The organism is Nocardia elegans NBRC 108235 (assembly GCF_001612845.1).
In the GTDB taxonomy this organism is placed as follows: Bacteria; Actinomycetota; Actinomycetes; order Mycobacteriales; family Mycobacteriaceae; genus Nocardia; species Nocardia nova.
This window is the reverse complement of the sequence record NZ_BDBF01000044.1, coordinates 38,362-64,194: the sequence shown is the minus strand read 5'-3', so window position 1 is coordinate 64,194 and position 25,833 is coordinate 38,362. Positions and strand designations below refer to the sequence as shown.

Here is a 25,833-nt window from a genome sequence, read left to right as displayed (position 1 = left end):
CCGGTGCGTGTACTTGACCTTGCCATCGTGACAAGGTCTTCACTTGACTGCCGGAGGTGGTCCCGATGACTTCGACACACAGGAACCCACAGAACATGCGACTACTCGACGCGCTGGCGGCGGACAACTCGTCGACACGGCTCGAGGCGGCGCTGGCGCTCGGCACCCGTCCCGCGGCCGACGCCGTCGATACGCTGGTCGAGCGGTGCGCGATCGAGCCGGACTTCTTCGTGCGCGACATGCTCACCTGGGCGCTCACCCGGTTTCCGGCTGCGGTGACGGTTCCGAAGCTGCGTGCGCAACTGGGTTCGGACCGTCCCCAGGCGCGCAGCCAGGCGCTGCACACCCTGTCCAAGATCGGGGACCGCAGCGCGTGGCCCGCGATCACGCGGTCGTTGTTGCAGGACGGCGACGACGACGTCGCGCGCAGTGCGTGGCGGGCCGCCGTCGTCCTGGTGCCCGACGCCGACAAGGACGTGCTGGCGCAGACGTTGGCGACCCAGTTCGGCCGCGGTGACCGGGAGGTGCGGCTGAGTCTGAGCCGCGCCCTGGTCGCCTTGGGCGAGCTTGTCGAGCCGGTCCTGCGGTCGGCGATGACGAACCCGGATCCGGTGGTCCGGGCACATGCGCGCGCCACCGAAGTCCTGCTGCACGATCCGGACGCCGGTTTCGACCTCGCGATCGACCAGGCCAGACGGGTTCGTGCGCTCGGACCGGACCGGGAGGAGTCGACCGCGTGCTGATCGGCGAGGTGGCCCGGTACTCGGGAGTGAGTGCCCGCATGCTCCGGCACTACGACTCCCTGGGGCTGGTGCGGCCGACCGGCCGCACCGTCGGCGGCTATCGCGAATATTCCGTCGAGGACATCCGTCGGATCTTCCATGTCGAGGGTCTGCGGTCGCTGGGCTTGTCGCTGACTCAGATCGGGCGGGCCCTCGACGACCCCGGCTTCACACCGTCCGCACTGGTCGGCGACCTCGTGCGGGCGACCGAAGAACGGCTGAGCCGGGACCGGGAGCTGCTCGAACGGCTGCGTGCGGTCGAGGCGGCCGAACCCTCCGGCTGGCAGGACGCGCTGCGCATCGTCGAGCTCCTGCGCGGACTGGGGTCGTCCGATGCCGCCCGGCGGCAGCAGGCCGTCCTCGCCCCGGCCGAGGAGATGCCGGCCGAGTTGCTCGCCGAGGCGGTGCTCACCGAATCCGATCCCTATGTCGCGGGAGCGCTGCGGTGGGCGCTCGCCCGGGCCGGAGCGGAGGGCGTGCTGCACGTGGCCTCCGGCCTGGGCTCCGCCGATGTCGAGGTCCGGCGGCGGGCGGCCTCGGCACTCGCCGAGATACCCGGGGAGGAGGCCGGCGCGGTGCTGCTGGACGCGCTCACCGACGCGGACCCGACCGTCCGCAGGATCTCCGCCCTCGCCCTCGGCGCGCGCGGGGAGACCCGAGCGGTTCCGGAACTCGTCGCCACCGTGATCGAGGGCCCGAACGATGTCGAGGCGGCCGAACTCCTGGGATCGTTGGCCCGGGAAGCGAAATGGGCCGATCACATTCTGAATGCACTGGCCGGCGAGCTGGCCGCCCACCCGCCGGGTTCACCGGTGCGGCTCCGGCTCACCCAGGCGCTGGCCGAGCTGCCCGGCTCCCTCGCACTGAATACGTTGCGGCCCTTGATGAACGACGACGATCGCACGGTCGCTCTGCTCGCCGCGGCCCTCGTCCGCACGCTCGAACAAGAGCCACCGGCGCCCCGCGGCGGCGATCGCGGTTCCACCGAACTCGCATGATCGCGTCCCGCGCGGGTATCACGCGATGCGCGGGACGAGAGGAGTGACGTGATGCGGTTGCGGCGCAGCACGCCCGACGGTGCCGGAATACGCGGCGCGGCACAACCGCGCGGCACGTCCGGCACCGGATTCGGCTACGGCCCCGAACTTCTCGACGAGATGACCATCACCAAGGTGGTGCACATGGAGCCCGCGCCGCCGCGGCGCTGAGCGTTCACCCGACAGAGCGCGGGTCAGGATTCGACCTCGTCGAGCACCTCGCGCAACCGGTTCAAGGTGCCCCGCCATCCCCGTTCCATCGCATTGCGGGCCATCTTCTGCCGCCGATCGCCGATGTCGAACCCCGTCTGGGTCAACAACACTCGCGTCCCACGCCCCTGCGCCTCGAGCACCCAGTCGACCACCCACCGCGCGGGAAACTTCGCCCGCAAGTCGATCCAGGTGTAGGTCAGTTGCTCACCCGCGCGGGCCGCCAGCACTTCACACGCGATCTCCGCGCTCGGCTCGGTCGGGACGGCGAAGATGAAATGCGTGCCCACCACCGGTTCGAGCCCGATCGACCGCATCAGCCAGCGTTCGACCAGATCCGGCTCGGTCAGCGCCCGCCACAGCAGTGCCGGAGGGTGCGGGAAGAACCCGCCGATTTCCACCGCGGCCGGATCCAATTCCGATTCGTAGGTCACCGGCACACCCCCGGCCCGATCACATCCATGGCACGAGCATTCCACGTCTCCGGGCGGCGCAGGCGGAACCGGCCGGTCGGCAAAGAGTTGCCGCGCGTCCGGATGGCGCGGACTCGACGGAGCGGTCGATCGACCACCAACTAGAACATGTTGCCCACGCTGAATGGCGAAAACGGGCCGATGACCCCCTCCTCGACAACGGCGTGTAACCGCCATCGACCGGCATTTTCGGCTCAGCTCTCGATTCCTGACCGATGAGTCACTAGTCTGAATATGAAACGTGTTCTAGTGTTGTGGCGAAGTTCCAGCGCCGGAAGACCAGAGGAGTCACCCCGCCATGCATACCGAGATCTGCGAACGACTGGGCATCGATGTCCCCATCTTCGCTTTCACCCATTGCCGCGACGTGGCCGCCGCGGTGAGCAACGCCGGCGGGCTCGGCGTCCTGGGGGCGGTCGGTTTCACCGCCGAGGAGCTGGAGGTCGAACTGGCCTGGCTCGATGAACATGTGCACGGCGTGTACGGCGTCGACCTCGTCATCCCGTCCAAGTACGAGGGCAAGGGCATCGACGGACTGAGCCCCGCGCAGCTGGAAGCCGAACTGGCCAAACTGGTTCCGCAGGGCCACCGCGATTTCGCCGAGAAGATCCTCGCCGACCACGGCGTCCCGAAGCTGCCCGAGGGCGAACATCACGAGCAGCTGCTGGGCTGGACCGCCACCACGGCCGGTCCGCAGGTCGACGTCATCCTGAAGCACCCCAAGGCGAAGCTGGTCGCCAACGCGCTCGGCACCCCGCCCGACGACATCATCAAGAAGGTTCAGGACTCCGGCCGTTTGATCGGCGCACTGTGCGGCTCGGTCAAGCATGCGCTCAACCACAAGCGCGCCGGCCTGGACTTCGTGGTCTGCCAGGGCACCGAGGGCGGCGGCCACTGCGGTGAGATCTCCTCGCTGGTGCTGTGGCCGCAGGTGATCGACGCCGTCGGCGATCTGCCGGTGCTCGCCGCCGGTGGTATCGGCAACGGCCGCCAGGTCGCCGCCGCCATGGCGATGGGCGCCGCGGGTGCGTGGACCGGTTCGATCTGGCTGACCGTCGAGGAGGCCAATGTGCCGCCCGCGCAGATGCAGACCTACATCGATGCCACCAGCCACGACACCGTGCGGTCGCGGGCGTGGACGGGTAAGCCGGCCCGCATGCTGCGCAACGACTGGACCGAGGCGTGGGAGCGGTCGGACACCCCGGATCCGCTGGGCATGCCGCTGCAGATGATGGTCGCCCTCGACGGCGTCAAGCGCGGCCACCGCTATCCCGAGGCGGCCAAGGACGTCAACTTCAACCCCGTCGGCCAGGTCGTCGGCATGATGAACAAGGTCGAGCGGACCTCCGACGTCATGCAGCGCCTGATGGAGGAATACCTCGAGGCCTGCGAGCGGCTGAACAAGCTCAACAGCTGAACAAGCCTGTCCGGCAGGGCCCCCCGCGCCCTGCCGGACAGTTCTCTCCGGCCTGGACTCCATATCGAAGCGGCTACGGAAGCAACTGGTGCACTTGCGGTTTGCCGGTGCCGGTTGACACTCTGTATGCGCGATGAGAAGTACATATGGTGAACGGCACGAATGCGGCCGGCAAGTTGATCAGTATCCCACCGTCCGGAAGTTTGCTCGGATTGCGCTCGAAGGCACCGCATTCCGGCCCCGGGCATTCCGCGGCCCCCGGTGCGCGACCGGCGACACGATCGGGGCGCGGTGGTGAAGATATCCTCTCCCGGTATGCGCCGGTTGGCCGCGATCGTGGCGCCCGTCCTCCTCGCCGTCGTGCTGGTCGTGGTGTACAGCTTCATCGACGATGCCGGCAAGAAGAACGATCCGAAACCCGATTCCGCTGCCGCCGCCACCTTTTCCGGTAAAGAGGTCAGCGCCCTGCTGGGCAAACTCGTGGTCGCACCGGAAGCGCCCATGACCGGGTACAGCCGCGAACAATTCCCGCATTGGGATCAGAACACTCCCGAACACGGATTCGGCGACAAATACGCCCAGTACGCCAAATGCACCACCCGCGATGTGATGATGCTGCGCGATGCCACCGGATCGGTGACCCTCGACGCCGCGACCTGCAAACTGACTCTCGGCAAGGACGGCGGCTGGCGCGACCGCTACGGCGTACTCGACGCCAAGACCGGAAAACTCAAGCCCTACAAATGGATCACCGACCCCGCCGGAGTCGACGCCGAACATATCGTCCCGCTGGCCGAGGCCTGGCGTTCCGGCGCGCAATCCGCCGACACCGATACGCGCCGCAATATCGCCAACGACGCGATCAATCTGGTCGCCTCCGACCCGTCGGCCAACCGGTCCAAGGGTGACCAGGATGCGGCGAATTATCTGCCACCCGGCGTGTTCCGGTGCGAGTACGTTCAGCGCTACATTCGCATCAAGGTAAAATACGGTTTGACCATCGACACGGCGGAACAGACCGCATTGCGCACCGCGGTCGACGACTGCCTCCACCGAGGAGAGTTCACATAGGCGACATCATCGAAATCACCGGGAAGGCCGCCGTCATGACCGACGAGGAAGGGACGGTGTCCGGCGAACTCGATGTCACCGTCGACGAGCAGGGCAGGGGACTGGTTCGCTATCGGGATACCGAAACCTGGTATCACATCGGCAATCTCGATGGCGAACCCGCCCGCACCTGGACCGACGTCGCCGAACTCGTCAGCGCGATCGACGCCGGTCGCGGCAACCGCGACGCCGCGGGCAACACGATCCCGTTCGAGGCCTGAGCGCCCGGCCCCAGAATTCGACCGCCCGCGCCGCTGCGCGCATCGATGCTCAGCGCAGCGATTCCGCGCGCTGCTTGACCGCCGCGGTCATGCCGCCGAAGCCGGAATGCAGCGCCTTGCCGAGCGCCAGCGTCACGACCGGCCCCAGCAGGCCCCCCAGCTCGAAATGCGACCGGTACCGGGTGCGGCCGTTGTCGAGCGGGGTCACGGTGTGCGAGCGCAGGCTGTGCAGGATGCCCAGCGGCACCGGCTTCATGCTGTAGCTGAATTCGGTTCCGGGCGTGTGGGTCCGGACGTATTCGACCTGCTTGCGCGGCTTCGGCGAACCCAGCCGCACATGCATCTCGATCGGGTCGCCGGGTTCGAGCGTGCTGCGGCATTCGGCGACGAACGGATTCCATTCACCGTAGCTGCCCAGGTCGGTCAGCACCTTCCACACCACCTCGGCGGGTGCGTCGATCTCCACGGTGTCATCGATCACGAAAGCCATGGCGGCAACAATACTGAAACTTGTTCCATCAGCGATACCGCGGGCCCGCTCATCGACCGGCACCGGGTTCGGGCAATGTGAGCGATTGGGTGATCAGCAGCCGCGCCGCGCGTGAGACGCGGGCGGTGTCGCCGGTGACGAACCGATCCTGCAGCAACCCGCGCACGCCCGAAACGAGCAGAGTGGCGGTCGATTCCGGATCGGCGACGGTCGGGTCGAAGGTTCTCAGCACATCGGTGAGCGCGGTGACCAGCACGTGCACGGCGTCTTCGCCGTAGGAACGGAACGGGCTGCCGGGCACCGCGGCCACCCCCATCACCTGCAACAGCACGCGCGTGCTGGACACCCATTCGGTCGTGATGTTGACGCTGAACGATTCGATGAGGCGGCGGCGCAGGGCCGGCAGATCGGGAACGTCGGCGAACATGCCCGCGATATCGGGGCGCTGGGTCTCGAGCGCCGCGATCAGCATCTGCTCCTTGGTCCCGAAGTAGTGGATCAACATGCGCGAGCTGGTTCCGAGATATTCCGCCAGCGGACGCAGCGACAGTTCGGTCAACCCAAATTCGCCGATATAGGCGATCACCCCGGCGAGCAGCTCCGCGCGCCGGCCCTGGTCGAGTGGTCGAGGCACATGTTGACTGTAGCGCTCGCTACGGGTATTCATATCCGCATGAGTGTAACGACTGCTACACAAACGTCGCGGAATGTCGTCGTCACCGCCATGGCCGTCACCACCTGCCTCGGCCCCGACCTCGACAGCACCTGGTCGGCACTGCTGGCAGGCAAGAGCGGGATCGGCCCGCTCACCGACGAGTTCGTGACGCGGTACGACCTGCCCGTGCGGATCGGCGGGCGGCTGACCGAACATCCGGGCGCTCACCTGACCCGCATCGAACAGCGCCGGCACTCCTATGTGCAGCAGCTGGCCCTCGTCCTGGGCCGCCAGGTCTGGTCGGAGGCGGGGACACCGGAGGTCGACACCGAACGCCTCGCGGTGGCCGTCGGCACCGGACTCGGCGGCGGCGATGCCTTTCTCACGGCGGTCGACGCGATGCGCGAGGGCGGGTATCGCAAGGTGCCGCCGCTGACGGTTCCGATGGTGATGCCGAACGGTCCGGCCGCCCGGGTGGGGCTCGAATTCGGCGCGAAGGCAGGCGTTTACGCGCCGACCTCGGCGTGTTCGTCGGGTGCCGAAGCGATCGCGCACGCGTGGCGGCTGATTCGCACGGGGGAGGCCGACGTGGTGATCGCCGGTGGCGTGGAGGGATATATCGAAGCGATCCCGATCGCCAGCTTCGCGATGATGCGGGCGATGAGTACCCGCAACGACGAACCCGGCCTGGCCTCACGGCCGTTCGACCGCGATCGCGACGGATTCGTCTTCGGAGAAGCGGGTGCGCTGCTGGTCCTGGAATCGGAGGAGTTCGCCAGAGCCCGCGGGGCCACCGTGCACGGCCGAATTCTCGGCGCGGGAATCACTTCCGACGGCTACCACATCACCGGCACCGACCCCGACGGCGCGGGCGCGGCCCGGGCGATGCGCAAGGCCATCGCCACCGCGGAGCTGACCGCTGCCGATATCGACCACATCGACGCGCACGCCACCTCGACACCGATCGGTGATGCCTCGGAGGCCAATGCCATTGCGGCCGTGGCCGAGCACGCCTCGGTGTACGCACCGAAATCCGCGCTCGGCCATTCCATCGGTGCGGTGGGTGCGCTCGAGGCCATCCTCACCCTGTGCACACTGCGCGACCAGACCGTGCCTCCCACACTGAATTTCGACAATCCGGACCCCGGTGTGGAACTCGACATCGTGCACGGGATCGCTCGTCCACAGCGAATCTCACAGGCGTTGAGCAATTCCTTCGGCTTCGGAGGACACAACGTCACACTCGCATTCGGACGCGCTTGAGGCCTTCGAACCGGGCAGCTCCGGCGATGTGGAACAACCGCTGTTCACGCTTGTCCACCGGTTGTTGTGGATGACACGCCGACTGTGGAAAACCACTCCGGAACTGCGGTAACGGCAGGACATTTCGCCCATACGGCGACGGAAAACCTTGACCGGCAGCGTCTTCGAGCGAGGTTCGGCGAAGGGATGGTTCGGGGCCGGTCGGCCGTGATGCCGCCGACTGCTTCACCATGGGCCGGCGAGTGCGCCCGGCGAGATCGGCGTGCCGACAGCACTGGGTCGCGCCGCCGGCGCGTGCCGCCGAGGTGTCCCGCAGACGTTGTCACTGCGGTCCGCGCCGGGCGGTGGCCGACGCCATCACTGCGCTGCGCGCCGACGGGTACAGACGGCCACTCGCTGCGCCCACATGCCGGGTCGCGACGAGCGCCACAGGGGGAGTCGGACCCCCTGCCGCCGTGCACGCGGTGCACGTTTGCACACACTGCCGTTGTCAGGAGTGCTCACGACCGCCGGCGGCAGCCAGGGGATCGGATCCGGGCGAGGGTAAACCTGGTGCGGGCCGATGGCCTCTGATTCGCTACCGTTTGAGGGGTAGCAGGGTCGAGTGGTGAGGGTTGTGCGCGGAATGGGTGAAAGTTCGATCACGTGGGTCGACGGTGCCGTGGTGACGATCGATCAGCGCGCGCTGCCGCACGAGGTGCGCACGCTGCGGCTGACGACGGTCGACCAGGTGATCGACGCGATCGCGACCCTGGCCGTGCGCGGCGCCCCCGCGATCGGCGTGACCGGGGCCTTCGGAGTCGCCCTCGCCGCGCTCGCCCATCCCGGCGATCCCGAACGGGTCCGAGCCGAGGCCGTCCGGATCGAGGCCGCCCGGCCCACCGCGGTGAATCTGTCCTGGGGCGTGCGACGAGCCCTGGCGAAATTCGACGACGGCGGCCAGGCGGGGGTGCTCGCCGAGGCGCAGGCTCTGCTCGCCGAAGACGGCCGGGTCAACCGGGCCGCCGCCGAACACGCCGCCGACCTGGTGCAACGGCTGTGCCCGGACCGTCCACTGCGGATGCTCACCCACTGCAACACCGGCCGCCTGGCCACCACCGCGTTCGGCACGGCGATCGGGGCGCTGCGGGTGCTGCACGCGCGCGGCGTGATCGACAGCGTTCTGGTCGACGAAACCCGCCCGCTGCTGCAGGGCGCGCGCCTGACCACGTGGGAACTGGCCGAGGCCGGCATTCCGCATCGGCTCACGGTCGACTCCGCCGCCGCCTGGGCGATGGCGACCGGGCAGGTGGACTGCGTGATCGTCGGAGCGGACCGCATCACCGCCGACGGCTCGGTGGCCAACAAGATCGGCACATACGGACTGGCACTGGCCGCTCGCCATCACGGCATCCCGTTCATCGTGGTGGCCCCCGAATCCACGCGCGACGCGGCGACCGCGACCGGCGCCGGCATCGTCGTCGAACAGCGCGGGTCGGCCGAGATCACCCACGTCGGCGACTACGCCGCCGCCCCCGAGGGCACCGCGGTCTTCAACCCGGCCTTCGACGTCACACCGCCCGAACTGGTGACGGCCGTGGTCACCGAGAACGGCTTGATCGACGAGGCGAATCCGCTTGCGGCGCAGGCGATCGTGGCCCCCGATCCCCGCGCCGCCGATTCCGGTGCCCAGGACCCCGCCGATTCGCCGAACGCCGCCGCGATCGCGACTCTGGCGCGCGACCTCTACGCCCGCGGCTGGATGCCGGGCACCGCCGGCAACATCTCCGTCCGTGACGGCGCTTCCGGAGTGGTATCCAACACGGCCTCGGATTCCACCGCGGTCGTCACCGGTAGCGGCCTGTCCAAAGGCGAGTTGACCGCCGCGGATATGGTCCGGGTGCGGATCGAGAACTCCGAACCGATCGCCGGAGACCGCCGTCCCTCCGCGGAGACCGCGATCCACACCGCGATCTACCGCACGACCGAGGCCGCGGCGGTGGTGCACGTACATTCACCGCGGGCCACCGCGGCCTCCGTCGGCGCCCCGAACCCGATGCGGTTCACCGGTTTCGAACTGATCAAGGGTCTGCGCTCCGGCGACACCATCGACATTCCAGTATTTCCCAACCACGCCGACGTGTCGCTGATCGGCGCGGAGATCGACCGGTATCTGCGCGCACATCCGGCGGCCCCGCCGGTGCTGTTCATCGCCGGGCACGGCATCACCGCCTGGGGCGCCGATCTCGCACAGGCCCGCGACCGCGCGGAATGCCTGGAAGCCCTGTGCGAACTGGTGTCGCTCACCGGGCGCCGCGACATCTCCACCGACCGCATCCTCGAGGAGCAACCGCAATGACCCTGTTGCATATCGCGGCCGATACCGATCCGGCCGACGTGCGCCTGCACACCACCGACCCGGATCGCATCGCGGCCGAGCTCGCCACGCGCGGAATCGTTTTCGACCGCTGGCCCGCTCAGGCCGTGACCGCCGACATCGCGTCCGAGGAGATTCTCGGCCACTACCGCGATCGGATCGGCGATCTCAACGCCGACGGCCGGTACCGCCACATCGACCTGGCCCGGCTGCATCCCGACGACAGCGATCCGCAGTGGCCCGAACAGGCGCGCGCGGCGCGGCAGAAGTTCCTGTCCGAGCATCGCCACGCCGAGGACGAGGTGCGCTTCTTCGTCTCCGGTCGCGGCTGCTTCTACCTGCACCTGGAACCGGAAGTTGTCGCGGTGGTCTGCGAGGGCGGTGATCTGGTGTCGGTGCCCGCGGGGACGCGACACTGGTTCGATATGGGAACCCAGCCGGACTTCGTGGCGATCCGGTTCTTCGAAGAGGCCGACGGGTGGATCGGCGATTTCACCGGCGACCCCATCGCACAGGGCTTTCCGACGCTGGACGAGCTCGTCGCCGCATGAGCGACGAGCAGCGAGACGACAGCCAGGCACGGCCGATCCGGGCGGTCGTCGTGGATATCGAGGGCACCACCAGCCCCACCAGCTCGGTCCGCGAAGATCTGTACGGCTACACCCGCCGCCGACTGCCGCAGTGGCTGGCCGAGGACGCCGACGGCACCGCGAAGACCGTAATCGAGCAGACCCGTGACCTGGCCGGGCGGCCCGACGCCGACCTCGACGAGATCGCCGGAATCTTGCGCGGCTGGCTCGATTCCGACGTCAAGGCGGCGCCGCTGAAGACCGCGCAAGGGGTGATCTGCGCTCGGGGATTCCGCGAGGGCGCCCTATTCGGCGAGTTCTTCCCCGACGCACCCGTGGCGCTGCGTGCCTGGCACGGCGCCGGACTCACCCTCTGGGTGTATTCGTCGGGTTCGGTGCGCAATCAACAGGATTGGTTCGCGTACGCGCGCGGGGGCGAGCTGGCGTCGCTGATCAGCGGCTGGTTCGACCTGGCCAATGCCGGGCCGAAGCGCGAGGAGCAGTCCTACCGCCGCATCGCGGCGGAGATCGGCATGCCGACGCGGGAGATCCTGTTCCTGTCCGACCATCCCGACGAGTTGGACGCCGCGGTGGCCGCGGGCTGGCAAGCGGTCGGCGTCACCCGTGCCGGGGAGCCGAATGCGCCGCGGCCGCCGCACAGGTGGATCGGCAGCTTCGCCGAGCTGGATCCGGTCGCGGCCGCCCGCTGAGCGGCCGCGCCGATCCGACACTCGGGACGCTCAGGCCACCGAGCTGGTGGCTCGCGCGATGAGATGTTCGACCAGCGTCATCAGCACCGTCTTGCAGGAGCTGCGGTCGCGCGCATCGCAGAGCACCACGGGAATGTGGGCGTCGAGATCGAGCGCGTCGCGCACCTCCTCGGTGGTGTAGACCGGGGCGTTGTCGAAGCAGTTCACCGCGACCGCGAACGAGAGCCCGCGCCGTTCGAAGAAATCGATGGCGGCGAAGGAGTTCTCCAGCCGGCGGGTGTCGGCGATGACCACCGCGCCGAGAGCGCCGCGCGCCAATTCGTCCCACAGGAACCAGAATCTGTCCTGGCCGGGTGTGCCGAACAGGTACAGCACCAGGTTCTGGTCGATGGTGATGCGACCGAAGTCCAGCGCCACGGTGGTGGTGGTCTTGCCCTCCACGCCCGACAGATCGTCGATGCCGGTGGACAATTCGGTGATCAATTCCTCGGTGCGCAGCGGCGTGATCTCGCTGATCGAGGACACCATGGTGGTCTTCCCGACGCCGAAACCGCCGGCTACGAGGATTTTGACCGAGGCAGCCAGGTCGGCCGAGGACGAAATATCAGGCACGGTGTTCTACAGCTTTCGGATTCCATCGAGTACTGCTCGCAAAATGTTCAGTTCGCCGGTCCCGCCGGTATCGGTGTCGGTCCGGGCGGGGGCCCGGAAATTCAGCAGACCCTCGCCGATGAGATCACCGACGAGGATCTTGGTCACCGCCAACGGTAGCTTGAGTCTCGCCGAGACTTCGGCTACCGATTGCGGGGTCCGGCACAGCCGAACGATTTCCGCGTATTCGGGTTCGACGCGCCGCAGCGGCGGACCCGGTGACACGGTCACCACCAGGGTGAGCATGTCCAGATCGTGTCCCGCCCCCATGGTGCGGCCCCGCGTCACGGCGTACGGTCGGACCAGAGGGCCGGCCGCATCGTCGAACCACGGTTGACCGAAGCGCGTCATGACAATCTATGCTCCACGTGCTCGGCCAGACCGTTACGCGGATCGGTGGACAGGTAACCACCGACTCGCTGCACGGTCAGATTCATTTCGTAGGCCACCATACCCAGATTCGCGTTCTCGTTGGCCTGCAATGCGATACATGCGTTGTCACCGGCCGCGGTGACGAACAGTACCGCACGGTCGAGTTCGATGACGGCCTGGCGTACGCCGCCCCCGTCGAACCGGTTTCCGGCGCTGCGCGCCAGCCCGTACAGCGTGGCCGACATGGCGCCGAAGTGTTCGGCGTCCTCGCGGCTCATCGATGTGGAGCGGCCCAGCAGCAGCCCGTCGGTGGAATGGACCACCGCGTAGCGCACCCCGGCCAGGCGATCGACCAGATCGTCGAGCAGCCAGTTCAGATCACCTGCGTTGGAAGAAGTCACCTTCGCCTTCCTGTTCGTCCGGGGTGGGGCCGGGCTGCGATCGCCGCCCCTGCCTGGTTCCGTTCTCGATGGCGGACATCAGGTCTCGTGCCTGTTCCGCCGAGCGCGGCCGCTGCGGGGACGCAGCGTCGGGTTGGGGGTCGTGCGCCAATTCCGGTGCCAGACTGGCCTGTCGGCGACGGCGGGGCAACGGTGGGCGAGCATCGCTGCCAGTGTAGGACGGGCGCTGCGGACTGCGACGGGCCGGTTGGTCGGTGGGCGTCGCGGGCAGTTCGTGGCGCGGCGGAGCCTCGCGCCGGGCCGGGGTGTCGGCCCAGCTCCGGTCGTCGGTGCGTGGCGCGCTGTCGGTGCGCGGGTAATCGGACCAGGCCTGCGGTTGCGGCGGCGACAGGGTCGCCAGCGACGTTGCGGCCGAGGTCGTTTCGGCCGCGGGGATGGCCGGCATCTCACCGGTCATCGCGGGCTCGGGACGGCGGCCGGCGAAGCGTTCGGGCAGATGGTCGGCCAGCGGCGCATCGGCGGCGACGACGGCGGTCGGCACCAGCACGATGGCGCGGATGCCGCCGTAGTCGGATTCCGACAGCCGCACCGTGATGCCGTGGCGAGCACCCAGCTGGGCGACCACGAACAGGCCCAGGCGCGAATTGGCCGACAGTGTGGCCACACCGAAATCCGGTGGGTTGCGCAGCATCTCGTTGGCGCGTTCGAGTTCGTCGGCGGGCATGCCCATGCCCTGATCGCTGATCTCGATCGCCACGCCCTTGCCGACCACGTTGCTGCTCACCTCGACCCGCGATTGCGGCGGGGAGAAGGAGGTGGCGTTGTCGACCAGCTCGGCGAGCAGGTGGATGAGGTCGGCGACCACGTTGCCGACGATGAACACCTGCGGCATCCGATGCGCGCGAACCCGCGCGTAGTCGAGGGTTTCACCGATCGCACTGCGTACCAGCTCGACCAGCGGCACCGGGCGCCGCCACTGCCGGCCGGGTTCGCCGCCGCCGAGGATGATCAGATTCTCAGCGTTGCGGCGTTCGCGAGTGGCCAGGTGGTCGAGCCGGAAGAAGGTCTCGAGCAGCGCCGGATCCTCCTGGCGCTGTTCGGCTTCGTCGAGAATCTCGAGCTGGCGGTGCACCACGATCTGGCTGCGGTGCGCGATGTTGAGGAATACCGCGCGCACGCCCTCACGGGTGCGCGCCTCGGTGACCGCGGCGGCGACGGCCGCGGTGTGGGCGCGGTTGAACGCGTTGGCCACCGAACCGATCTCGTCGTGACCGAAGTCCAGCCGGGCCGCCTCGATCTCGGGATCGACGTTCTCGCCCTCGCTCAGGCGGCGCATCGTTTCGGGCAGACGCACCTCGGCCAGCGCGAGGGTTTCGGTGCGCAGCCGCTTGAGCCGCCCGATCAACCGGTTGGCCAGCCACAGCGAGAGCAGGAAGGCGATGATCGCAATCGCCAGCACGCCGGCGCCGGCCCACAGCGAGTTGGTCGCGGTGCGGTCGCCGTCGTCGACGGCGGTCTGGTTGGCGTGGTCGTTCTGATACTGCCAGGCGGCGAGCAGCTGGTCGCCGAGTTGTTCGGCCGAGCTGCGCCAATCGGCGAAACTCATCGGTGGCGGCGGCAATTCGCCGTTCTTGTTGGGCGCCGGCGGATGGATGAGGTAGTCCTCCATCGCGGCCAGCTGCTGCCAGGCCGGGGAGGCGATGACGGTCTTGATCTTGTCCGCCGGGGGCCCGGTGAGATCAGCGGCGAGCTGGGGGAGTTCGGTGCGGTAGTAGCCGACCAGGTTGCGGTAGTCATCGCGCATCTGCCCGGCCAAGATCTGGCCGTTGAGTTCGGCGGCGGTCAGGGCGGCGCTGCGCGACATGCCCTCCATCGCGTGCAGCGTGCGCAGACCGCCGGCGAGTTGCTGGGCGACCGCGGCGTCGGGCGCGGTCGGGATGGTGAGATTGGTGCCGACGACGACGGCATCCAGAATGCGGTTGTAGATGGCGTAGGTTTCGGGAATCGGCAGCGCGCCCGCGTCGATCCCGCCGCGAATGGCCGGAAGTTGCTTCTTGAGGGTTTCGAATCCGCCGGTGTCGTCACCCATCGGATTCGAACCGCTGGTCATCAGTTTGTTCTCGGTGGCGGCCAGGGCCTGCAGGGCATTGTCCACTCGCGTGCGCGCCGCGCCGAGAGCGGCGGGGTCGCCGTGCTCACCGGCCAGATGCCACAGCGACAGCATCCGTTCCTGTTCGACCGCGGCGATCATCTCGCGAGTGTGCACATTGGCATTGCCCAGGATCGATGCCCAGTCCTTGGCGTGTTGCCCCTCCCGTACCAGATAACCCGCTGTGCCCACACCGATTCCGAGCAACGTCAAGCTCGGAATCACGGCGATGGCCAGGATGCGGGTTCGGATACCGAGCCTCGCTCTCAACATCGGCACAACATAACGGGCGATGTTTCAAACTTCAGGGCGGATACCACTGAGCGAGACCTATATTGACTTTCGTTGTCCGGCATGAGTTCGCAGGTCAGGAGCGAATTAGCGAGTGTGGCGAAGATGACTGCCGCCGAGACATTGTGGCAAGTCACACGTTTGAACAGTGTTAGGTATATCAGTGCTCGAATCCAGCTGTGAGCCGGCGAGTTCTGCTATCGGCCCGCCGCTGGGCGTCGGCGGGCGGCGAGGGCGGACAGGACGACCACGGCCGCGCACTCGACCACGACGACGGTGGCGATCAATGCCGAATACGATGTGTCGGAGAGGAATCCGGTGATCGCGCCACCGGCGGCGGTAGCGGCGCCGAGGACGGCGGCGTAGATGCCGTAGGCGGTGGCGCGGCGATCGGCCGGAACCAGATCGGCCACCACGGCGCGCAACGTGGATTCCTGCACACCGACCGTCGCACCCCACAACAGCGCACCCGCCAGTACCGCGCCCATGCCACCCGCGAAACCGAAGACCGGCACCAGTGCCGTCGAAACTGGCAGGACGAGTAACGTTTTCGCGCCCACGCGGTCGTACAGCCAGCCGGAGGCCAGCGCGGCGACGGCATCGGCGCCCATGGCCGCGGCATAGACCACCGGCACTGTGGCCGCCGTGAACACCCCGGCCGCCACCATGTGCAGTGACAGCACGCCGTAGGTGGTGGCGCCGAGCATCGAGACGGCGGTGAACAGGCAATACAGCCAGAACCGGCGCGGCAGCGGAACTGTCGAGATTCCGGGCCGGGGCGCCGCGGCGGCCGGTTCGTATCGTGCCGGATCGGGAACGCGGATTCGGATGCGTACCAACAACAGCAGCGTCGCCACACCCGGGATTGCCAGCATGGTGAGGGCGGGAGTGAAATCGTCGCCGGTCGCGGACAGAACCGCCGCGACGGTCAGCGGCCCGGCGACCGCGCCCACCTGATCGAGCGCCTCGTGGACGGCGAAGCCGCGACCGCGCCCGGTGACCGCGGTCGCATGCGAGAGCAACGTGTCCTTGGCCGGACTTCGCACCGCCTTGCCGACCCGTTCGGCGATCACCAATGCGGCCGCCGCCCACAGCACCCCCGCGAGGCCCAGGAGCGGGACGCTGACCACGGTGAGCACATAGCCGGAGATGGTCCACGCCCAGAACCGCCGCGTCCGGTCGGTCAGCGGGCCGGAGACCAGGCGCAGTACCAGCGCGGCCGCCTCGCCCACTCCGGTCACCACGCCCACGACGAATCCGGACGCGCCCAATGACCCGAGGAGCGGCCCGGTGATCGACCGCGCCCCTTCGTACACGAAATCCGCCAGCAAGCTGACGATGCCGAACCGGACGACGAAGCCCCAGGCGCTCAGCGGCGCAGCCGCAGCCCGCGCCACCCGCCGAGCCGCCATGAACCGCCTCCGGTCGTCGCCGATCTGCCGCCGCCCCGAACGGCTCCATGATCGCATCGGAACGCGGCCGAGACAGCGGGAACGACCGGAAGTACGTCAGCGCGGGTCGGAGGGCAGCGAAGAACTCGGCGCGGCACCCAGATGGGTGGCCGTCCAGCTGGCTAGCAGGCTCAGCGAATCGGCGGGCGGGCTGCTCGGCTCGGCTACCGGCCTACGCGCCGTGCGCCTTCGGGCCACACCACGTCCACCGGCACACCTCTCTCCCGCGCGAACTTCACCACAGAACCAGTTCCGCTGCGCTCGCCAGGCTGACCGTCCCACACCGCCACGAGACGATCGCATGTCCCCACCACGGCCTCATTGGCGGCCCCATACGCTTCCGGTCCTGTGTCATCGAACGGCATCACGCTCACCACTTCGGCGCGCTTGGACAGCTCATCGAACACCGGCGCATGGTCGGGTTTGACCTTCTTCTCGCGATAGTTTCGCGACGGTATCACCACCTCGAGCTGGCCGCCCGAGTCCAAAACCGCCTCGGCAAATACGGAATCAGCGCCCCTCGCAATACAACTGATGCCCGTCACATCATCGTAGCGAGCCAGCAGGCTGGTGATCTCCCCGTACACCAGACGCCGTGTGTCGTCAGTGATGTCCATATGTCCGGTGACACCGATTCGAACCATGCAAGATTTCTACACCGTGTCGATGATCAGTGGACGCACTCGATCCCTCAGCTCGGCGACGCACCGTACCCCCGCGAGTTGGTCGGTGCGGCCGTACACGTTCCACAGCTTCTTTCGAACGCGATCGGACGCGGTCTGCTCAACCATGTTCAAAGCCTCGTGCCCGAGCCGTGCCGCCTCGTCCAACTCGCCCTGGAGTAGGCGCGCCTCCACGATCCCCAGTTTGTCCAGAGCCGAGCTGCGCAACCGTCCTGGCACCCTCAACTCGATCGCACGCTCGATTTCACACGCGGCCTCCGCAGCGAAACACGAGTCGTGGCGAGCCATCTCGAGCAGCCTTCCGCCCAACGTCCCAGAAAGCTCGGCCGCATCGAAGTACCGAATCCAGTACGGATCACTGGCGGTGTCGGCGCGGGCAAATGCCCGATAGACCTTATCGCATGTCCGGCGGAACGCCGACGGTCGTTCGAGTTTCCCGTACGCCCACGCCTCGCGGGCGTAAAGCATCGCCTGCACCCTTGGCGTCACCACATCACCGAATTCGTCCTGCGCCAGCCGGATTATCTCCAGCGCATCCATCGCGCGCTGATGTACGAGGTTCCTGCGCCTGGACACTGTGCCGTAATGGTCCAGAGACAGAAGCTGTCTGGCCATGCCTGCCATCGCGTTCGCGCACAGAGCTGGATCGCCCGCAGCTTTCGCCGCCCCCACGGCCAGCATGTAGTACTCCTGGGCCGCCGTCTGCAGCCCTGAATCCCAGGACATCGTCGCTGCCGTTTCGGCAAGCAAGGCCAATACACGCCGCAGTCGGCGCCGGATCTCTGCTGGATGGCTGTCTTGCAGCAGTTCATTGACCTCGCTCAATTGACCGATCACGGCCTTGCGGCGCAACCCGCCGCCGAATTGGTCGTCCCACTCGCGAAACATCTGCGCCGCGTTCTCCAGCTGCTCGACCTCTTGAAGGCCGATATTGCCGCGGCCGATAGCGGCCACCGGCTCGTCGCTTACGCGCTGTAGCCACTGTTCCAGCGGTTCGATCAGCTTCGCACCGACCACCACGCCGATCAGGGCGCGGGTTGCCTGGCGTCGGTCCAACATCAAATCTCTCCTGGTGAGTTCTGCCGTCACGGTGGCGCAATCGGTACTCCACGATGTCGGATCCCACTCGGCGACATCCAGACTCTTTTCGGCAACGCCAGGTTCAGGCGTTGCGACCTGTTGGCGTCTCGCATAGAAGTGCCCGCGTTGTTCCGGGGTAGCGCCGTCGAGCAGTGTCGTCATCAGACCCGCGTAAAACTCGTCCAGTCGGATTGTTGTCCCTCGGCTGGCCCATTTTTTCACTGTCTGTACATGAATCCCGAGCCGGTCGGCGAATCGCTTCTGGGGGAGTCCCAGGGCTTTCCGCAACGCGGTTGCGTCGGCACCTGTCCACGTGACATGCATACCCAATCCTGGCCCCTCGGTGCTGGGTGCGTATACCACCGTGAACCCAGCGTATACCGCCATGTACCGCGTGCACCTTCTGTCGCGGAATTCCCCGAGCCACGCTTGGTTCCAGCTTCCGATGCCCAATGCCTCAGCCCCACAGGGGTTTCCGGCACCGATCGAGTTTATAACTTCGAATTGGTCGGCGGGCCAGGCATCGGGAGAGTCCATCCGGCCGACACACAAACCGAAGGTTCCGATGCTGACGACATCGCTCTTGATCGGCGGTCTCGCCGCCGTACGGATAGGGCTGGCCGCCGCTGCCTACCTCATGCCGGCACGACCGCGTCCCACCACATTTGCCTGCGACAACCCGCAGGATCCGGAGTATCCACACCACGCACCGCTGATGCTGTTCACCGAGGCCCAAGCGCACCTGGAGATGCAACTCCACCGCGAGTGCCGCCGTGGTGATTGTGCGCGCAAAGACGCGGCCTGGATGGTCCTGGTCGACGCAGGTCGCATTCACCCGCGTGTGCCCCTCATCGGAGGCATCCGGTGAGCCCGAGTGTCGCGCATCAGCTCCCGCAGTCGGACATCATCCACCGGTTCTGCGAAGACTGCCTTGCTCCGATCAACAGTCTGGAAGAGGCTCGTCGCGTTCTGACAGTTCATGCCGATCACGGGGCGCGATGCCCCCAGTACCTGGCAGCCCTGTCGTGGGCATCGGAGGTGACGGCGTGAACGCCACAACCGACGACGACTGGTGCGACCGGTGCGCCCTCGAGATCCCCGGCGAACCGCTTCGCGCGGACGGTCGTGTCTTCTGCACCCCAACGTGTCTCGGCGCATACCGCAATCGTTCGGACTCGTCCTCCGTGATCGACATGCCGCAGCGTCGTGCCCCTGGTGCCGGCTCCGAAACCGCTGACAGGTTGGCACGGTCGGAAGCCGAGGGGCCGTCGCGATGACCGAGCAGCTTCCACGCCGCGAGCCCGGTGAATCCGGGTTCCTGCGCTACCCAACCACGCTGGCGTCCGCAGCGCTGCTGATCCGCGTCGCGCAAGGGCTCGATGAATGGAGCGAACGCGACCGCCACGAATCCAGGCCCCAGGAGCCGTAGCTCCGCTGAGAGATTCCCCTGCACAATTCTCAGTTCAGGAAGAACCGATGCCTACAGTGAATACGTTTGCCCATCAACAGAAATCGGATGCTGGTTACCTCGACATCGCCGCGAACGATCACGGCGACGAGAAAGGCGCACTCGTCCACCATGCCATCACACGTCTGCAGACGGCCGAACCTGACCTGGTCGAAATCGGACCTGGTGGGGGCGCAGCCGTGCGATACCTTGCCTCGAGACTCACCGCCGACAGTCGGGCACGGCTCACGTTGATCGAGGCCCCTGGGGTGACATCACATTCGCTGGGAGAAGCGATGGAAGCATTCGCGGCTGTGGGCACCTGTCATCTTGTCCAAGGCTGGGCGAAGGACCTTTCTACACTGATCGCCGACCCTGTAGATGTGATCAGCGCCTCGGCGCTCATGCACGAGGTGTACTCCTATGGGGGTGCGTACACGGGGCTTCACACGATGATGCGGGTGCTGCCGACCGTGATCCGGCATTACGGATTCTTCGTCTACCGCGACGTTTATGCCGTCGACGCGCCGACCCTGCACGAACGTGTCGTGCATTGCTACAGCTCGCAATCCTGGCTGCAGTTCCTGCGGATGTTCGTACCTCATTACCTCGTCGAAGGCGCGCATCCCTACCATCACCACGACGACGAGGTCGTCGCGCGACAGAACTCGCGGATAGTGCCCGTCGCAGAACTCGACACCAACGTCTGCGCCGTCATCGAGGCACCGGTTGGGGTGTTCCGGGAGGTGCAGCGCCACTACATCACCCTGCGCGACCATGTCTGGAGGTCCGGGATACTCGGGTTCACGCCGATACTGGACGGCGAGTTGTCGGTGGACTGGGTTGATTTCCGTTCCGGTCACAAGCGCGTTCACTACACCCTCACGGACTCGGAAATGGTCTCACCGCATCCGGACGCGCTGCTCGCGGTCAGTGAGCGGTACAGCGACCATTACGTGATCGACGGCGACATCTTCGATGCGGTCACCGACGCTGCTCTCATGGCATTCCTCTCTGGTGCCGAACTCGCCGACTCCCGATGTGAACCGACATGGCGTGGATGGCTGGCACGCGAAGGCCACGAGACCTACGCGTACCTGACCGCAGACGACCTACTCACCGCGTTCGCCGTGAACTCGCTGGAAGGTCGGCCGGATCAAGACACGGTGTTGATGCCGGTCTCCGTCGAGGACGTGTTCACGCGAGATCGCCTCTACTACAATCGTTTTCTTGCCAAGCAGCTTGCGAACCCTCTGGTCGACGCGAAACAGCTGATCTTGTTTCAAAACATCCCGACCCACGACATCCATACCATGCAACGAGCGCTGGCCACGCTGCAACAGCTGTGCTCCAAGCCCAACGTCGCCCGGCTGCATACTGCCATCCATTGGAAAGGCTGAACCCCAATGCATTTGATCGAGGTCGAGCGCAAACGCGTCCTGACCGACGCTCCCGCCCTGCGCGACCGGCTCATCGCGCTGGGCTACTGCGAGAACGCCCGAGTCACCGAGACCGACGTCTACTACAGCAGGCCCGATGTGGATTACATGCAGACCGTCGAATGCCTTCGAGTACGCCGCCGTGGCGACTTCTGCGAGATCACCTACAAACCGCCGTCGAATTCCGGCACTCATGGCGCGAGCCACATCATCGCCAAACGGGAAATCAATGTCGCTCTCGCGGGAGTCGCGGACAGCGACGCGGCACGCGCGCTGCTCGAGGCTGTCGGGATGCGAGAACTCGCGGTCGTGGAGAAGAATCGGTACGTATTCCGCCGTCCCGATCGCGAGGGCACAGTGGTCGCTCTCGACAGTGTCATCGGCGCGGGCGAATTCGTCGAAACCGAGGTCTGCGCGAGCGACCCGCACGACGCAGCCGCGCACCTCGAGCAGGTCGAGCTCGAGCTGAGTATCGATACACTGCCAATTGTCACGCTGCCATACCGCGACCTGGTGATGATGGCTGCGCGATGACGGTTGGCCCGGATAGTCCTCCCCATCGGCCGTCCACCGCTGTCGTTCGCATTTCCAGCGCACCGGCGGAAAGAGCACCCCGATGATCCTGGCCTCGAGCGGCGAGGAAGCACCTGCATGGTGAACCCGCCCCGGGGCGGCGCTTCCTGCCCGAACTGATCCGGCTGATCCGGGACCGCACCATCGACCCGGGCAAGGTCTTCGACCTCACGCTTCCGCTCGGGGACGCCGTCGAAGGCCACCGGGCCAGGACGAACGCCGCGCCGTCAAGGCCTTGCTGACCCTGTGAGCCGTCGGGCTCGAGGGCGTCGCACAATATCCGTCCCAGGGCGGAGATATGCCCGCGCAGCGCGCGGTAGATTATGTGTATCGGAGGGTTACATTACTCACAAGTAGGAGGCGACGATGCCCGTGCCGGAAGCTGCGGTGTTCGAGCGTCTGCGGGCGTTCGCGTCCGTCGACGGTTCCCGTGAACACGCGAACAAGACCATCGCCGAGACGTTCACCGGGCGGCCGCTGGGCGAGGTGCCGGTGGGTACCGCCGATGATGTGAGCGCCGCGTTCACCCGCGCCCGCGCCGCGCAGGCGGAATGGGCGAAACGCACGCCCAAGGAACGGGCGGCGGTGCTGGAGCGCTTCCGCGAACTGATCATCAGCGAGCGCGAATACCTGATGGACGTGATCCAGGCCGAAACCGGCAAGGCCCGGTGGGCGGCGCAGGAAGAAATTCTGGGCATGATGTTCGCGGCCCGCTACTTCTCGCGCGTCGCGCCGAAATTGCTGGCACCGCATTCGGTGCCCGGTGCGTTCCCGGTGCTCAACCGCGCGCAGGTACGCACCCAGCCCAAGGGTGTGGTCGGCGTCATCGCGCCGTGGAACTATCCGATGGTGCTGTCGATCGGCGATTCGATCCCGGCGCTGCTGGCCGGTAACGCGGTCGTGGTCAAACCCGACAGCCAGACACCGTACTCGTCGCTGGCCAGCGTGGAGTTGCTGCTGCGGGCGGGTCTGCCCCGCGATGTGCTGCAGGTGATTCCGGGCCCGGGCGGCGTGGTCGGCACCGCGATCGTCGACCGGTGCGACTACCTGATGTTCACCGGCTCCTCGGCGACCGGGCGCGAACTGGCCCAGCAGTGCGGCAAGCGGCTGATCGGATTCTCCGCCGAGCTCGGCGGTAAGAACCCGATGATCGTGACCCGCGGCGCGAATCTGGACAAGGTCGCCAAGGCGGCCGTGCGTGCCTGCTTCTCCAACGCCGGCCAGCTGTGCATCTCGATCGAGCGGATCTACGTCGAGGAGTCGATCGCGGCGGAGTTCAGCGAGAAGTTCGTCAAGGCGGTCGGCGCCGCGAAACTCGGTGCGGCCTACGACTTCTCGACCGATATCGGCAGCCTGATCTCACCGGCGCAGCTCGAGACCGTCACCAAGCATGTCGCCGACGCCACGTCCAAGGGCGCCGAAATTCTCGCCGGCGGCAACGCGCGCCCCGATCTGGGGCCGCTGTTCTTCGAGCCGACCGTCCTGAGCAAGGTCACCGACGAGATGGAATGCGGCCGCAACGAGACCTTCGGTCCGCTGGTCTCGATCTATCCGGTCGCCGATGTCGAGGAGGCGATCGCCCGCGCCAACGACACCGAATACGGGCTCAACGCCAGCGTATGGGCGAGCAGCGCGTCCGAGGGCCAGGCCATCGCGGCCCGGCTGCGCACCGGAACCGTCTGTGTCGACGAGGGTTACGCACCGGCGTGGGGGAGCACCGGCGCACCGATGGGAGGTATGGGCATCTCCGGTGTCGGTCGCCGCCACGGCCCCGACGGACTGCTGAAGTTCACCGAGCCGCAGACGGTGGTCGTCACCCGCGGAATGAATCTGGATGCGCCGCTGGGGATTCCGCAGTCGAAGTGGCAGGCGTTGCTGATGACGCTCGCGCGCAGCTTCCGCTACCTGCCCGGACGCTGAGTAACACCGGGTCGGTCACCGGAGCCCCCGGTGACCGACCCGGCGCGCACCTACTGGTTGAAGAAGATTCCGGTCAGATTCGCGTTCTTGATCGGTGTGTCGGCGTTGCGCTGGTTGGCGCACAGGAAGTCCACCGCCGCCATGGTGGCGTCGACCTGGGTGCCGGCGGGCTCGTGATCGTTGTTCGTCTGCTGTTTCACGAATTTGGTGATCGTGACCCGCTTGGTGTCGGCGTCCTGTTTGACGTAGTCGCTGCACGGGGTGTCGCCACCCTTGTTGATCGCGCGCTGCACGTCCGAGCATCCACTCAGCAGGCCCGCGGTCACCGCGGCCGCTGCGATGGTGCCGAACAGCGCGGCGATGCTGCGATGGGCCCTGGGTGTCATCTGGTCTCCTCGTCGAGGCCGCGTGCCGGGCCGATCCCGGCAATTCGACCGCAAGCCTAAGCGTTCACCGGCCGAATACCCCGTCGTATCCGGCCGAATCGGACGGACCGCTACCCTACGGCGGTGCAGCTGTCTCGAACGGCCGATGCGGTGTCGTCGGTAACCGATAAATTGACGACGATCTCTCCGCAGCCGCCGGTATGGGTGGTGCTGGCGACGGCAGCGGCGGCACTGGCGGTGGTGCTCTACCGGCCGGTGTGGCGAGTGCTGCGGACCTGTGTGACGATCGCCCACGAGATCGGCCACGCGGTGGTGGCGATCTGCACGGGCCGCACCCTCAGCGGTATCCGGCTGCATTCGGACACCTCGGGGGTGACCGTATCTCGGGGCAAGCCGCGAGGTTTCGGGATGGTGCTGACCACCCTGGCCGGCTATCCGGCCCCCTCGGCGGTGGGGCTGGGATTCGCGATCCTGCTCGGCACAGGACGCCAGACGATGATGCTGTGGATCCTCATCGTGGCGCTGGTGGTGCTGATCGTGGTGATCCGCAACCTGTTCGGCTTCCTCGCCGTGATCTGCGTGGGCGGGGCCGCCTTCGCGGTGTCCTGGTACGGAACCGCTGTGTGGCAGGGTGTCTTCGGTTATGTGGTCACGTGGTTCCTGCTGTTCGGCGGCGTGCGCGCGGTGATCGAACTGTGGCAGGTGTCGGTGCGCGGCGACGGATCCGATGCCGATCAGCTGGCCTGGCTCACCCGCATTCCCGCGCGGCTGTGGGTCGTCGTGTTCGGCCTGCTGACTCTCGCGGCGCTGGCGCTGGGTGCGGGGCAGCTACTGGGGATTCAGCCGTCCTGAGCCTGTGCACGCCACCGGCGGGCCGCATCCGAATCACCCCGGCGTTCGAGCACTTCCGCGAGACCGGCCATCGCGCGCGGGTCGCCCTGCTCGGCAGCGACACGCCACCAGCGTTGCGCCTCGTCGAATTCGCGTGTGCGGTAACCGAGTACGCCGAGATCGTAGGCCGCTCCGGTATGGCCGAGATCGGCCGCCTGCCGCCACAGCCGCCGGGCCTGGTCGAGGTCGCCGCGAGTGTGCGCCTCCACGCCGAGGTGGTAGAGCGCGGACCGGAAGCGGTCCTGATCGCCGGCGGCGTCGACGGTGGCGGTCACCGCCACCACCAGTTCGCCGAAATCGGGTTCTCCGACGCCGGTACTGCAGCGCAGCACCATGGTCGCACCCGAGCCGCGTTCGATGACGAGTCCGTAGTTGCCCGTCCACGATTCGACCGCGCCCGCGGCCGTCATCCACACCGGGGTGAGGGTGTAGGCGGCCGCCGGGCCGGTTCCCGACAGGCGTAGATCGATCCCCTCGGCGAGGGCATCGCTCCACACATCGACGCCCGGCAGCCTGCTCCCGCGCACCATCACAGAGCCGTCGATCACCGACAACCCGATGCCCAGGCCCAGCAATCCCGGCGGGGGCGCCGCGGCGCGCAGCGACAACCGCACCACCGTCGGTTCCGCTCCCAGGCGCTGCGAGTACATCGGATGGACCGTGACACCGCGCCACTCGACCGGCTCGGTGCCCGGATATCGCTCGGCCAGGGGGCGATTCGCCTCACCGGTACCGGCCATCGCGCCGCCTTTCGCCGCAGCTGTAGGGGGAATCGATGCGCTGCCGCGCACACCGTAGTCCCTGCG

At 67.2% G+C, this 25,833-nt stretch carries 28 protein-coding genes and 1 pseudogene; 17 read left to right on the top strand and 12 right to left on the bottom strand.

All coding sequences use genetic code 11. From position 1 onward, the window contains the following. The first annotated feature begins 65 nt into the window (after window positions 1-65). The 3 genes from NE2_RS26940 to NE2_RS35995 are packed head-to-tail and all read left to right on the top strand — an operon-like array spanning window position 66 to window position 1,990. Window positions 66-743, top strand: a complete 678-nt coding sequence (locus tag NE2_RS26940; RefSeq protein WP_106958393.1) for a HEAT repeat domain-containing protein — start codon at window positions 66-68, stop codon at window positions 741-743. After that, entirely contained in the window at window positions 737-1,780 is a 1,044-nt protein-coding gene (locus tag NE2_RS26935; protein WP_063030575.1) for a MerR family transcriptional regulator, read from the top strand. Before NE2_RS26940 ends, NE2_RS26935 begins: the two co-directional genes overlap by 7 nt. A gap of 51 nt (window positions 1,781-1,831) precedes the next feature. Next, window positions 1,832-1,990 carry a hypothetical protein gene (locus NE2_RS35995; protein ID WP_157110971.1) on the top strand — a complete coding sequence of 53 codons (159 nt, stop codon included), beginning with the start codon at window positions 1,832-1,834 and terminating at the stop codon, window positions 1,988-1,990. A 23-nt stretch (window positions 1,991-2,013) separates the two neighbouring features. On the opposite strand, the gene NE2_RS26930 is transcribed toward NE2_RS35995, so the two are convergent. Then, complete coding sequence (locus NE2_RS26930) at window positions 2,014-2,463, bottom strand: SRPBCC family protein (RefSeq protein WP_063030618.1); 450 nt, start codon at window positions 2,461-2,463, stop codon at window positions 2,014-2,016. 337 nt (window positions 2,464-2,800) lie between these two features. Here NE2_RS26930 and NE2_RS26925 point away from each other — a divergent pair, with 337 nt between their 5' ends. The 3 genes from NE2_RS26925 (at window position 2,801) to NE2_RS26915 (ending at window position 5,250) form a co-directional block, all read left to right on the top strand. After that, window positions 2,801-3,919, top strand: a complete 1,119-nt coding sequence (locus tag NE2_RS26925; protein WP_063030573.1) for an NAD(P)H-dependent flavin oxidoreductase — start codon at window positions 2,801-2,803, stop codon at window positions 3,917-3,919. A 315-nt stretch (window positions 3,920-4,234) separates the two neighbouring features. Beyond that, entirely contained in the window at window positions 4,235-4,990 is a 756-nt protein-coding gene (locus NE2_RS26920; RefSeq protein WP_063030616.1) for an HNH endonuclease family protein, read from the top strand. Between the two features lie 35 nt (window positions 4,991-5,025). Beyond that, the gene (locus NE2_RS26915; RefSeq protein WP_082857040.1) at window positions 5,026-5,250 is read left to right on the top strand and encodes a hypothetical protein; all 225 of its coding nucleotides are present in this window, start codon (window positions 5,026-5,028) and stop codon (window positions 5,248-5,250) included. A 49-nt stretch (window positions 5,251-5,299) separates the two neighbouring features. On the opposite strand, the gene NE2_RS26910 is transcribed toward NE2_RS26915, so the two are convergent. Beyond that, window positions 5,300-5,740 (bottom strand): SRPBCC domain-containing protein, encoded by a 441-nt coding sequence (locus NE2_RS26910; protein WP_030514373.1) that lies wholly within the window; start codon window positions 5,738-5,740, stop codon window positions 5,300-5,302. Window positions 5,741-5,789: 49 nt separating this feature from the next. Beyond that, window positions 5,790-6,374, bottom strand: a complete 585-nt coding sequence (locus tag NE2_RS26905; protein ID WP_063030614.1) for a TetR/AcrR family transcriptional regulator — start codon at window positions 6,372-6,374, stop codon at window positions 5,790-5,792. Window positions 6,375-6,413: 39 nt separating this feature from the next. On the opposite strand from NE2_RS26905, the gene NE2_RS26900 reads away from it, so the two are divergent. The 4 genes from NE2_RS26900 (at window position 6,414) to mtnC (ending at window position 11,293) form a co-directional block, all read left to right on the top strand. Beyond that, complete coding sequence (locus NE2_RS26900; RefSeq protein WP_063030571.1) at window positions 6,414-7,658, top strand: KasA/KasB family beta-ketoacyl-ACP synthase; 1,245 nt, start codon at window positions 6,414-6,416, stop codon at window positions 7,656-7,658. A gap of 625 nt (window positions 7,659-8,283) precedes the next feature. Then, a complete protein-coding gene (locus NE2_RS26895; RefSeq protein ID WP_063030567.1) occupies window positions 8,284-9,996 on the top strand; it encodes a bifunctional S-methyl-5-thioribose-1-phosphate isomerase/methylthioribulose 1-phosphate dehydratase in 1,713 nt (570 codons plus the stop codon). Beyond that, the gene (locus NE2_RS26890; protein ID WP_063030565.1) at window positions 9,993-10,565 is read left to right on the top strand and encodes a 1,2-dihydroxy-3-keto-5-methylthiopentene dioxygenase; all 573 of its coding nucleotides are present in this window, start codon (window positions 9,993-9,995) and stop codon (window positions 10,563-10,565) included. Before NE2_RS26895 ends, NE2_RS26890 begins: the two co-directional genes overlap by 4 nt. Beyond that, window positions 10,562-11,293: an acireductone synthase gene (gene mtnC / locus NE2_RS26885; protein WP_063030563.1), complete on the top strand. Its 732-nt coding sequence runs from the start codon at window positions 10,562-10,564 to the stop codon at window positions 11,291-11,293. Before NE2_RS26890 ends, mtnC begins: the two co-directional genes overlap by 4 nt. 30 nt (window positions 11,294-11,323) lie before the next feature. Here mtnC and NE2_RS26880 read toward each other — a convergent pair whose 3' ends face one another. The 7 genes from NE2_RS26880 to NE2_RS35990 form a co-directional block, all read right to left on the bottom strand. Beyond that, complete coding sequence (locus NE2_RS26880) at window positions 11,324-11,905, bottom strand: GTP-binding protein (protein WP_030514367.1); 582 nt, start codon at window positions 11,903-11,905, stop codon at window positions 11,324-11,326. Window positions 11,906-11,911: 6 nt separating this feature from the next. Next, window positions 11,912-12,295, bottom strand: coding sequence for a DUF742 domain-containing protein (locus NE2_RS26875; protein ID WP_030514366.1), 384 nt, complete (start codon window positions 12,293-12,295; stop codon window positions 11,912-11,914). Next, window positions 12,292-12,717 (bottom strand): roadblock/LC7 domain-containing protein, encoded by a 426-nt coding sequence (locus tag NE2_RS26870; RefSeq protein WP_030514365.1) that lies wholly within the window; start codon window positions 12,715-12,717, stop codon window positions 12,292-12,294. The genes NE2_RS26875 and NE2_RS26870 overlap by 4 nt, the downstream gene beginning before the upstream one ends. Beyond that, complete coding sequence (locus tag NE2_RS26865) at window positions 12,695-15,139, bottom strand: sensor histidine kinase (protein WP_063030561.1); 2,445 nt, start codon at window positions 15,137-15,139, stop codon at window positions 12,695-12,697. Before NE2_RS26865 ends, NE2_RS26870 begins: the two co-directional genes overlap by 23 nt. A 215-nt stretch (window positions 15,140-15,354) precedes the next feature. Further along, window positions 15,355-16,569: an MFS transporter gene (locus tag NE2_RS26860; RefSeq protein ID WP_063030559.1), complete on the bottom strand. Its 1,215-nt coding sequence runs from the start codon at window positions 16,567-16,569 to the stop codon at window positions 15,355-15,357. Between the two features lie 203 nt (window positions 16,570-16,772). Continuing rightward, on the bottom strand, window positions 16,773-17,252 hold the full coding sequence (locus NE2_RS26855) for a hypothetical protein (RefSeq protein ID WP_063030557.1): 480 nt from the start codon (window positions 17,250-17,252) through the stop codon (window positions 16,773-16,775). A 9-nt stretch (window positions 17,253-17,261) separates the two neighbouring features. Then, window positions 17,262-18,695 carry a helix-turn-helix domain-containing protein gene (locus tag NE2_RS35990; RefSeq protein ID WP_167356786.1) on the bottom strand — a complete coding sequence of 478 codons (1,434 nt, stop codon included), beginning with the start codon at window positions 18,693-18,695 and terminating at the stop codon, window positions 17,262-17,264. 241 nt (window positions 18,696-18,936) lie between these two features. On the opposite strand from NE2_RS35990, the gene NE2_RS26845 reads away from it, so the two are divergent. The 6 genes and pseudogenes from NE2_RS26845 (at window position 18,937) to NE2_RS26830 (ending at window position 23,750) form a co-directional block, all read left to right on the top strand. Further along, entirely contained in the window at window positions 18,937-19,239 is a 303-nt protein-coding gene (locus NE2_RS26845; protein ID WP_063030555.1) for a hypothetical protein, read from the top strand. Between the two features lie 405 nt (window positions 19,240-19,644). Next, window positions 19,645-19,800 (top strand): hypothetical protein, encoded by a 156-nt coding sequence (locus tag NE2_RS35985; protein ID WP_157110970.1) that lies wholly within the window; start codon window positions 19,645-19,647, stop codon window positions 19,798-19,800. Between the two features lie 47 nt (window positions 19,801-19,847). After that, window positions 19,848-21,218 carry a hypothetical protein gene (locus NE2_RS26840; RefSeq protein ID WP_063030553.1) on the top strand — a complete coding sequence of 457 codons (1,371 nt, stop codon included), beginning with the start codon at window positions 19,848-19,850 and terminating at the stop codon, window positions 21,216-21,218. Window positions 21,219-21,224: 6 nt separating this feature from the next. After that, on the top strand, window positions 21,225-21,791 hold the full coding sequence (gene cyaB / locus NE2_RS26835) for a class IV adenylate cyclase (RefSeq protein WP_063030551.1): 567 nt from the start codon (window positions 21,225-21,227) through the stop codon (window positions 21,789-21,791). Window positions 21,792-21,901: 110 nt separating this feature from the next. After that, window positions 21,902-22,080 (top strand): annotated as a pseudogene (locus tag NE2_RS37295) (IMP dehydrogenase); the annotation flags it as partial. A 116-nt stretch (window positions 22,081-22,196) separates the two neighbouring features. Next, window positions 22,197-23,750, top strand: a complete 1,554-nt coding sequence (locus NE2_RS26830) for a succinic semialdehyde dehydrogenase (RefSeq protein WP_063030549.1) — start codon at window positions 22,197-22,199, stop codon at window positions 23,748-23,750. 50 nt (window positions 23,751-23,800) lie between these two features. Here NE2_RS26830 and NE2_RS26825 read toward each other — a convergent pair whose 3' ends face one another. Further along, window positions 23,801-24,136, bottom strand: coding sequence for a hypothetical protein (locus NE2_RS26825; RefSeq protein ID WP_051755615.1), 336 nt, complete (start codon window positions 24,134-24,136; stop codon window positions 23,801-23,803). Window positions 24,137-24,259: 123 nt separating this feature from the next. Between NE2_RS26825 and NE2_RS26820 the strand changes: the two genes are divergently transcribed. Next, window positions 24,260-24,988: a M50 family metallopeptidase gene (locus tag NE2_RS26820; RefSeq protein WP_218018670.1), complete on the top strand. Its 729-nt coding sequence runs from the start codon at window positions 24,260-24,262 to the stop codon at window positions 24,986-24,988. Here NE2_RS26820 and NE2_RS26815 read toward each other — a convergent pair. Continuing rightward, window positions 24,976-25,767 (bottom strand): tetratricopeptide repeat protein, encoded by a 792-nt coding sequence (locus tag NE2_RS26815; RefSeq protein ID WP_063030547.1) that lies wholly within the window; start codon window positions 25,765-25,767, stop codon window positions 24,976-24,978. The two genes, NE2_RS26820 and NE2_RS26815, sit on opposite strands and share 13 nt — an antisense overlap. Window positions 25,768-25,833: the final 66 nt, after the last annotated feature.